The sequence below is a fragment of the Pseudobacter sp. genome (genome assembly GCF_051955275.1).
In the GTDB taxonomy this organism is placed as follows: domain Bacteria; phylum Bacteroidota; class Bacteroidia; order Chitinophagales; family Chitinophagaceae; genus Pseudobacter.
On the sequence record NZ_JBQCGW010000266.1, the window covers coordinates 46,334 to 56,038 of the forward strand.

General features: G+C 50.4%; 9 protein-coding genes. 5 read left to right on the forward strand and 4 right to left on the reverse strand.

Annotation, left to right across the window (positions count from 1 at the left end):
• Nucleotides 1–84: 84 nt before the first annotated feature.
• Complete coding sequence (locus ACTHMC_RS23395) at nucleotides 85–708, reverse strand: NUDIX hydrolase (protein ID WP_440416904.1); 624 nt, start codon at nucleotides 706–708, stop codon at nucleotides 85–87.
• A 64-nt stretch (nucleotides 709–772) separates the two neighbouring features.
• Between ACTHMC_RS23395 and pyrE the strand changes: the two genes are divergently transcribed.
• A complete protein-coding gene (gene pyrE, locus ACTHMC_RS23400) occupies nucleotides 773–1,408 on the forward strand; it encodes an orotate phosphoribosyltransferase (protein ID WP_440416905.1) in 636 nt (211 codons plus the stop codon).
• A gap of 27 nt (nucleotides 1,409–1,435) precedes the next feature.
• On the forward strand, nucleotides 1,436–1,798 hold the full coding sequence (locus ACTHMC_RS23405; protein ID WP_440416906.1) for a heavy-metal-associated domain-containing protein: 363 nt from the start codon (nucleotides 1,436–1,438) through the stop codon (nucleotides 1,796–1,798).
• Nucleotides 1,799–1,863: 65 nt separating this feature from the next.
• On the opposite strand, the gene ACTHMC_RS23410 is transcribed toward ACTHMC_RS23405, so the two are convergent.
• From ACTHMC_RS23410 to ACTHMC_RS23420, 3 genes are all read right to left on the reverse strand, one after another.
• Nucleotides 1,864–2,490, reverse strand: coding sequence for a hypothetical protein (locus ACTHMC_RS23410; protein WP_440416908.1), 627 nt, complete (start codon nucleotides 2,488–2,490; stop codon nucleotides 1,864–1,866).
• Between the two features lie 1,182 nt (nucleotides 2,491–3,672).
• The gene (locus ACTHMC_RS23415; protein ID WP_440416909.1) at nucleotides 3,673–3,990 is read right to left on the reverse strand and encodes a hypothetical protein; all 318 of its coding nucleotides are present in this window, start codon (nucleotides 3,988–3,990) and stop codon (nucleotides 3,673–3,675) included.
• Nucleotides 3,962–4,414, reverse strand: a complete 453-nt coding sequence (locus ACTHMC_RS23420; RefSeq protein ID WP_440416910.1) for an LEA type 2 family protein — start codon at nucleotides 4,412–4,414, stop codon at nucleotides 3,962–3,964. The genes ACTHMC_RS23415 and ACTHMC_RS23420 overlap by 29 nt, the downstream gene beginning before the upstream one ends.
• Nucleotides 4,415–4,710: 296 nt before the next feature.
• On the opposite strand from ACTHMC_RS23420, the gene ACTHMC_RS23425 reads away from it, so the two are divergent.
• The 3 genes from ACTHMC_RS23425 to ACTHMC_RS23435 all read left to right on the forward strand — a co-directional run.
• Entirely contained in the window at nucleotides 4,711–5,328 is a 618-nt protein-coding gene (locus ACTHMC_RS23425) for a WbqC family protein (RefSeq protein ID WP_440416912.1), read from the forward strand.
• Nucleotides 5,329–5,422: 94 nt separating this feature from the next.
• Nucleotides 5,423–8,935: a PKD domain-containing protein gene (locus ACTHMC_RS23430; RefSeq protein WP_440416913.1), complete on the forward strand. Its 3,513-nt coding sequence runs from the start codon at nucleotides 5,423–5,425 to the stop codon at nucleotides 8,933–8,935.
• A 2-nt stretch (nucleotides 8,936–8,937) separates the two neighbouring features.
• The coding region (locus ACTHMC_RS23435) for a PorP/SprF family type IX secretion system membrane protein (protein ID WP_440416915.1) at nucleotides 8,938–9,705 on the forward strand (768 nt) is incomplete at its 3' end.

The window sequence follows — 9,705 nt, forward strand, 5'->3', positions numbered from 1 at the left end:
CCCGGCGAACGCTGAACTCGCCAGAGGCGAGCAAATAGAAGTCACTTGCGGGGACGCGAGCGACTGGGCACAGTGTAAGAGATCTTAATATCCCGCCTTCTGCAGCACTTCTTTCACTGATGGGAAGGTGTTTTTCAGGTATTCTTGCAGCGCGTTTTTATCGGCCCAGACCAGTTCTGTAATCTGTTCCTCCAGCTGAGGGGTGAGCGTTTGCGCTTTGGGGGCGGTCATATTGAACCAGAACGTTTCTTTGAGGATATGATGACCAGCGTCGTCATAAGTATGATAGGTGGTCACCAGGGGATCACCGAGTGTTACCTCAGCCAGGCCTGTTTCTTCCTGAACCTCTCGTAAAGCGCTCTGGGCTGGTGTTTCACCCGGGTCCATCTTGCCCTTGGGCAGATCCCATTTTTCGCGGCGCAACATCATCAGCACAGCTTTGTCTTCATTCTGAACCAATCCGCCGGCGGCCTGAATGAGCATGAACTTGCGCCAGAAAGCGCGCTTCAGCTGGTTGATATCATCGTGGAAATAGATACCGGCATGTACCTTTTCCTGTTTCATTTCGTGGATCATGGAATTTACACCGGGAGCGGAGAGCTCATCCATGTAAACGGCATCATCGTGGTGGGCATAAGGAGCGATCTCATCGGTGATGGTATCGGTGAGGAACAAAGGTTTGTCGTTAAAATAAATGGTAATGTGCATAAATAATTTTCAGTTTTCCCTTTTCAAATTCCAATTTCGCCGCAACCAGGAATAAACGAATACTATGGCACCGAACAAAAAAGCAGTCGCTGAAAAGTTATTACAAATTAATGCTATTAAATTAAATCTCGCTGAACCATTTACATGGGCTTCGGGATGGAAAAGCCCTATCTATTGCGATAACCGCAAGGCACTGAGCTTTCCCTATATCCGCGAATTTGTAAAATCCGAGATGTGTAATGTTGTTTTTGAAGAATTCCCTGAGGCTGAATTGCTGGCGGGTGTAGCCACAGCGGGCATCCCCTGGGGCGCAATGGCGGCCGATCAGTTGAAGCTGCCTTATATCTACGTGCGTCCCAAGCCCAAAGAGCATGGACTGGGCAACCAGATCGAAGGTTACTTCACTCCCGGCCAGAAAGTGGTAGTGATAGAGGACCTGATATCCACTGCTAAAAGCAGCATGCAGGTGGTGGATGTGCTGAAGGCAGCCGGTCTGAATGTGATCGGTATGGTGAGCATCTTTACTTATGGTTTCCCTGTTGCGGCTGAAGCCCTGGCTAAAGCCGGAGTGGAGTATCGCAGCCTCACTGATTATCCCACACTTATTGAGCTGGCCATCGAAAAAGGAATGGTGAGCAAGGATGAAGAGGGCATTTTGTTAAAATGGAGGGAAGACCCCGCCAACTGGCAGGGGAAATAAGTACATTTGAGTCAAATCGAATGTAATATGAAGAAACTCCTGTTAATGTTGGTTACGGTACTGGGAATTGCTTCCATGGGTATGGCCCAGGCGAAGAAAGGTATCCAGAATGTGACCATTCAGACCCCGACCGTTCAATGCCAGATGTGCAAGGACCGCATAGAGAAATATCTCCTGCGCGAAGAAGGCGTTCAGAAAGTGAATGTGGATTTCAGGAATAAAAGAACAAAAGTGACCTTCCTGGCGGAGCGCCAGAATATCGAGAACATCAGAACTGCCATTGCCAATATCGGGTATGATGCAGATGATGTGACTGCCGAGCCGGAAGCCTATAAGAAATTGCCGAAATGCTGCCAGAAACCCGAGGACGGGGGCGGCAAAAAACAATAAAGTTTCTTTTCAGAAGCGGCTGTACCGGAAGGTGCAGCCGTTTTTTTTTGCTCCGGATTCCCGGATCAGGCCAGTTCGGCGCTGTGGATGGCTACAAACTCTCCCTGGCTATCGTACCCCCTGATGGCAATGGCATCAAATCCGTTCCGGAGCAGGAAACCCAGGTTGGTCTTTTCCCCGCTGATCAGCCGGAGGGTACCGCTTTTATCCCGGAAACTGTCAAGCTCCTCTTCATAATCCACGTTGAAAAAGGCCTGCACCACGATCTCGAATTCCTGGTTACCCCGACTATCTGTATAAAATTTGGAAGGCTTACGGTTGTTCAGCTGCCTGGGCTCCCAGGTATCACAGAACAGGTTGCTGTAGCCATGACGTGCTCCATCGAACAGCAGGATCTCCTCACCGGAGCGTATATCGATGGCGATCAGCAGTTCAGGGGCAAGGTCGGACCCTGCCACTAACCCGTTGAAATGACGTCCGTAATGTTGCTGGTGATGCACCAGGTGCTGGGGGGTGGGCTTTACTTCCCATCTGAAAAGACTATCGTAATATTTGATCCGGAACAGCCTGCCGCCGGAGGAGGATTGTAATTGTCCGCGCCATTCCGTTTCGCGCATTTGGTTGAAATAGGCAGGTTTATCGTACACAGCATACTTCGCATAGAGATCCGGGGCCTGTCTTCCTCGATTCATACGTTAGCAGATTGTAAGTTAAAAATAACCTGAAAGCAGTAAAAGAGTGCGGAGGATATGCCATGTAACAGGAATGTGATGATGAACAGGAGGATTTTATGGATGAGTGATGAAGGATAATAAGAAGGGTGTTTGAACGCTGAAAAAGCACCCGGTTTGAGGCTGGTTTTTTGAGACAGAAGACGTTGTTTTTTGCTGCAAGGCCATCTTGTTTTTTAATATAAAACAGCCCATGTGGGTGATCCGGAAAACAGGCTATTTCCAGTTGGATTTTTGAATGTTCCACGGAAAATCGTGAGTGTTTTTGTCGCTTTTTTAAAGAGGTCCGGGTCGGGAATCTGACCAATCTATAGGTCCCTCAGGTCAGGATCAGATGAAAAAAATCAGAAAATCCGGGGACAAAAAATGGGCATAAGGCATCAAAAAATTGTAAAATTCAGTTCTCCATTTGGGCCGATTTCAGGTATATCTTCTGTTTCTTCCGAACGAAAAAAAGCTAAAAATAGCGGTTTTTCGATGCTGAAAAATGGTATAAAATCGGCGAATACGGAGGTCAGAAACGAGCTCAAAAACCGTGTTTTATGTACCTCAAGCCATGGAAATTTTCAACAAAAATTCCGGATTTTCCCTCTGGTACTCCAAAATCTAACTGCCGGAAATCTGCTGAAAATCCACTGAAAATTCGCTGAATGGTGCTCAGAAAATGCCCGGAATTTACCATTCAATTTTCATTGATTTTGCCCGGCCAGGGACAGAAAATGACTTCGAAATTGTCCTTTTAGGCCCATCGATTTCTAAAAAGATCAATTCAAAAACCAGGTTTTAACCCAGGTGACAACCCTCAAAAAACAGGAAATCCTGTTCGAAATGCGGCCCATATCCGTTGAAAGATTTTTCTTTCTGGCTTTTAAAGCACGCCAGACTGTCAGAAAATTTACCGATACTCAAGCATGCAAAAATTGAATTGCTATTTCTGGATTCAGCCATCATTTTTCATTCAGGAAGGAATGCTGAACGAAAAAACGGAAATTTCCGCCAGGCTTTGGTGGCTGATTTTTCTCCCGAAAACACAGGTTCATGAAAATGTCCGGACCATTTTTCGACCCGGGAATCACGCCGGATTGATCCAGAAATTCCTTTCAGTGATCCGGCAAAAGGGGCGGGGTAAAATTGAAAGATGGATTATTTTATGGTGATCATTTTGAAGTTTAGCTGGAAAATTCCCCGGCTTTTCACTCTCTTTTTCCGGCATACCTGGTGGCAATTTCCCTCCGGATTGCCCGGTTCAATCCCCTCGGTTTCCCAAAATTTCATCTGATCTTCCCGCCATTTTTCACCCCGGAGTCCCTCTCGAACCCCCCCCGGCTGAATGTCGTCCCCGGGACCCATTTTTCTCTTTTCTCCATCATCCGGGCAAAAAAAAATCCGGCAGTCACCCGCCGGAAAATCACTTGTCAAAATCTTCAAAATCCTAAAAACTGAACTTTTGCTTCCCTTCATATTTGATGGGGTAATTGATAAAAATTCCACTTCTTCCAACTTTTACACTTCCCTCCAAACGGATCATCACTTCCTCCGATCCGAGATTCTGCAGGAAACTGATCCCGGTATTCGCCATGTCAACGGTGAGTTTTACAGGCATCAGAAAAGTGTCCAGTTTCGGAATTTTCAGGGTGCTGTCAAATGTGGATTTTCCGAAATACCGGTCGTTCACATACACATTCACATCTCCGTTTTTCAGGGTCAGGGGGTAGCGGTTCGGGTTGTAATATTCCACGTCAACAGCTACCGTCGATTCCTTCCAACCCATGCTGAGCAACTTCACATTCCGGATCCCCAGGTAATCGAGAGAAGTAGGTTTTGCACATCCCAGCCAACCTAACCAGAGGAGTGGGAGCAGGAGCATCCAGCGCGCTTTTTTCATGCCATTCATTTTATGAACCACAAAGTAGCAGATTAATTTTTACTGCCAAAAAGGAGTTGTATTTTTAGGAATTTGTTTGCTAATTCTTTTAGAAAAATCAGGCAGACAAACCGGCAGCGAGAGGAAAAACAGCCTACTAATATTTTTAGACTTGAAATTTAATTGTAAGTAACTATTTATAAGTACAATTATGGAAAATACTGATTATTTAAATTTAGCTTGTAAAATGGTGGAAATATGTCTGTAACCGCATTTTCAGCCGATTCCTCCACAGAATTTACAAAATTGAAATAAAGATGAAGTTAGTTATTGATTGTCATTATTTTACACCGGTTACTTTATGCCGGATTTCTACAGATTTCACACATATATATTTCGATGTATATGATCGCTACCAAAAAGTGAGTTTTCGTAACCGGACGGAGGTGCTCGGTGGCAATGGTCCCATCCTGCTCAGTGTTCCCCTCATCGATGGCCGGGAACAAAAACGACCCATGAAGGATGTCCGCATCGCCAACGACCATAGCTGGCAATCGCAACATTTCAAGACCCTCCAAAGCTGCTATAACCGGAGTCCCTGGTTCCAGTTTTATGAACCAGGCCTCGCTGGTTTATATGAGAAAAAATTTGAATGGCTGCTTGACTGGAACCTGTCCACCTGGGAATGGGCTACCGCAAAAACAGGTGGAAATTTCACTACTGAACTGACCACTTCGTACCAGGAAAATTATGACCCGGCAGAGTGGGTCGACCTCCGGAATAAGGTCACGCCCCATACCATCGGTCAGTTGTTCCCTGACCCGGTCCGGTACTCCCAGGTGTTCCAGGAACGCCATGGTTTCAGACCTCACTGCTCGGTGCTCGACCTCATTTTCTGCGAAGGAAAAAATGCAGCACGGCTACTCGGCAGATAAGGTCCCTGCCGCTGGCTGACTACATTTTGCATGATATTTAATTGATATATTAGCCGCGCTGAAGGCGATCGCTTACCCGTCTTCTTCCTACTGCATGCCCAGGATCCTGCTGCTGACCGGTCTGCTTTACTGCGTCTTTTTTGCCTCCGGGCAGGACTTCACCAACAAGGGGAAGGAGTTCTGGCTGGGCTTTGGCAACCACCAGCAGATGTACACCGGCACTTTACCCGGAATGGATATTTTTATTACGGCCGATATGGACACCCGGGTCACCGTCAGCATCCCCGGCATGGGTATCACAATCGGTACCTACACCATCCGCGCCAACCAGATCACCCCGGTGACGGATATCCCGAAAGAAGCTTTTCTCCAGGAGGAGGGCATCAGCAACAAAGGCATTCATATCAGCGCTGAACTTCCCGTTGTGGTATATGCGCAGATCTATATGGCCTCGGTGACCGGAGCTACTTTATGTCTTCCTGTCAGTACCATCGGCCGTGAATATTACTCCATCAACTTCGATCAGATCGCTCAGCCGGGCCCCACCAACGAGAGCTCTTACAGCTGGTTTTTTGTAGTGGCGGTGGAAGACAATACGCAGGTGCAGATCATCCCGGCTGCAGGGGCATTGTCGGGATCCATGAGTGCCGGCCAACCTTACACCATTCTCCTGAACCGGGGCCAGGTGTTCAATTATTTGTCGAGGTCCGATCTCACCGGTTCGGTGGTCCGGACGCTGAACAGCGGAGCCGGTTGCAAAAAGGTAGCGGTCTATTCCGGGAGCGGACGGATCGGCATCGGTTGCGGAAGGGTACCGTCCTCCAGTGACAACCTCATTCAGCAATTGTATCCCACCAGTACCTGGGGCAAAAAATACCTGACGGTCCCGAGTGACCCGAGGCCTTTGAACTACTACCGGGTGATCCGGCCGGACCCCTCGGCCAGGGTCACCGTGGATGGACAAACGATCCCTTCCTCCGCCTTTACCAACAATTTTCATTATACGTTCCACGACGCTCTTCCTCATGTGATTGAAAGCGATAAACCCATTCAGGTTGCGCAGTATTTTACCACCCAGAATTGCGGGGAGGAAACGGGCAATGGCGACCCGGAAATGATCTACCTGAACCCTGTGGAGCAGGTGATCACCCGGAGCACTTTGATGAGCATGCGGCTGCTCAGTTCGGGAAATGCCATGCACCAGATCATGGCCGTGGTGAAGAACGATCCGGCAGCCATAGCCTCCTTTGCCATCGATGGTCAATCACAGGCCACCGCCTTTGTGACCCACCCGGCTGACCCCGGGTATGCCTATGCATATATCCGGGTGGAGCAGGGGCCGCACACCATTACCTGCGATACCCCCTTCAATGCCATCGCCTACGGCTTCAGTGAAAATGAATCCTACGGGTATTCTGCCGGCACCAACCTCAGCGATCTATACCAGTACGTAACCGTTGAGAACGATCATTCCCCGGTGAATATGCCGGCCAGCTGCCGCAATTCTCCTTTCCGCCTGGCCATGACCTTTCCCTATCAGCCGGAGCGGATCGAATGGATCTTTGGCCCCGCGCTCAATGCCCTTGGCATCCGGGATACCCTCATCCTGAATCCCGTTTATGATACTGGCTGGACGGTGGATGGCGGCCTGCGGCTCTATCGCTACCGTCTCAAAAAGACCCTCCGGATCGACCGCCCGGGCACCTGGCCAATCCGGGTGAAGCTCATCAATCCCACTTCGGATGGATGTACAGGTGAGCAGGAGGTCAACTATGATTTTCAGGTGTTTGAAAAGCCGGCGGCCCGTTTTTCGGTTACCCATAACGGATGCATTAGCGACGCTGTTTTATTGAAAGACAATACCCCGGCTTCAGGCAGGCCGATCGTGAACTGGTATTGGGATCTGGGTGATGGCCGCATCGTGAATGATGCAAAGGATTTATCCCGGCTCTTTGCGGCTCCCGGCACTTATCCGGTGCGTCATGCTGTGGCCACAGACCTGGGATGTATGTCGGATACTGCCAGTCAGGCAATCAGGATCGATCCGTTACCCCTGGCGGATTTTGAATTCAGGAGCCCGCTCTGCGGGCAACTGCCTGTTAAGATGGCCAGCATTTCCACCAGCAGCGGCGATCCGCTTACTCGCTGGAACTGGAGTTTCGGGGATGGGCAAACGCTTTCGGCCACCAGCAACAGTCCGGTAAATCATACTTATGAGCAAGCGGGCAGGGTAACGGTGGGACTGGAAGTAGTTACGGCCAGGGGATGTAAGAGTCTCCCGAAAGAGCAGACCATCAAACTGCACCCGCTGCCTGTAGTGAATTTCGGGGTGCCGGAGGTGTGTATCGATGATGCCTTTGCCCGCTTTTCGGATTCAAGTTCCATTGTTGATGGCACCGCTGACAGGTTCAGCTGGCACTGGCAGTTTGGTGATAACAGCAGCTCTGCGGACCAGCATGCGGAGCATCGTTATGCGGCTGCCGGTAATTACCGGGTGAGCCTGCAGGTTACATCGGGAGAGGGCTGTGCCACTTCTTTCTCCAGGCCTTTTACGGTCAATGGCCGTGTGCAGGCGGCGGATTTCAGGTTGGCTGGAGAACAGACCCTTTGCGCCAACAGTGAGCTGGTGATCACGGACGCTACCAGGATCGAGAGCGGCCGTCTCAGCGCGCTGACCATCTGGTGGGACTATGACCGGGACCCGGCCATCAAAACGGAGGATGAGGACCCGGTTCCCGGAAAGGAGTATGCACATAAATACCCCGACTTCAGCCAGCCGCTGACCCGCGATCACCGGGTACTGTACGAAGCCCGTACGGGAGATGCCTGCCTGGGTGTGCTCCGTCGGTTTATCACCCTGAAAGCGAGCCCTGTGGTGAGTTTTGCTCCTATGTTTCCTGTCTGCCAGGAAACGCCGCCCTTTGTGCTGCCTGCGCGGGAAACACTGGGCTTTCCCGGTAACGGGCTGTTTGATGGCGCCGGTACGGATGCACAGGGAGTATTCAGTCCCGCTGCGGCGGGCCCTGGATTACACAGGATAGCTTACCAGTTTCGCGCAGCAAACGGTTGTTCCTCTTCCGTCTCCCGGAACATCCGGGTGAACCCGAGTCCGGTTGCAAATGCAGGTCCGGACAAAGGCATCCTTCCAGGAGGTTTCACCATTCTTGAAGGCAGCGGGGCAGGGGACGGCCTCCGGTATTCCTGGCTGCCTTCTGTTCATTTGAATGATCCTTCGAGGGCGCAACCTTCCGCTTCCCCGGGCGAGGATACCCGGTACAAACTGATTGTTTCGAGTAAGGATGGCTGTAAGGCATCCGATGAAATGCTGGTGAAAGTATTACCGAAGATAATCGTGCCCAATGCCTTCACACCCAATGGAGACGGTATCAACGATACCTGGGTACTGCTATATATGGAATCCTATCCCAACTGTATTGTGGAGGTGTTCAACCGTTATGGCCAGCGGGTATTTCACTCATTGGGTTATGGCCGGGCATGGGATGGAAGAATGAATGGTAGCCTCTTGCCGGCTGGCACTTATTACTGGCTGATCAATCCGAAGAATGGTCGGGAACTGCTCAAAGGATCAGTGACCCTTATACGATAATGATGAAAAGATGGCATGCAAGTTTAGCGGTTCTTCTCTTTTGCCTGACTGGTAACGGGCAGCAACAGCCGCATTATTCCCAGTACATGCTCAACCAGTATATCCTCAACCCGGCCCTGGCGGGTATCGAAAACTATACAGATATCAAGGTCAGTCACCGTCACCAGTGGGTGGGGATCAGTGATGCACCCGTGACCACCTGCCTCACTGCGTTTATGCCACTGGGTAAATCGGATTTGCGGACCTCCGCCACGGGCTTCCGCATACCCGGCGAAAATCCCAGGGGCAGCGCTTACTGGGAGACCTATACTGCGGCTGCGCCACATCACGGCATCGGGGTGCAGGTGATCAACGATAAAACGGGACCGCTCAACCGCTTTTCAGGGTACATCACGTATGCTTATCATCTGGGCATCAGTCCTAAAACGAGCCTTGCTGCGGGTTTCGGAGCGGGAATCAGCCAGCTGAGGCTGAATACGGCCAAACTGGATTTCGGGATCGTTACGCCCGTAGACCCTGCTGTGTATGAGAACAGGAGCCTGAACGAGGTCAGTCCGGATTTCAATACCGGGCTTTACCTGTATTCTGCCAGCTGGTTCCTGGGATTGTCGGCGCAGCAACTGGTTCCGCAAAAGATCAGGTTCAATGACAATGAAGTGAGGGCTGACGGAAAGCGGGTACCGCATTTCTTCGGAACGGCGGGTTACCGGTTTCTGCTGACGGAGGAGTTCAACCTGTTGCCTTCCATGCTGGTGAAATATATCCGGCCA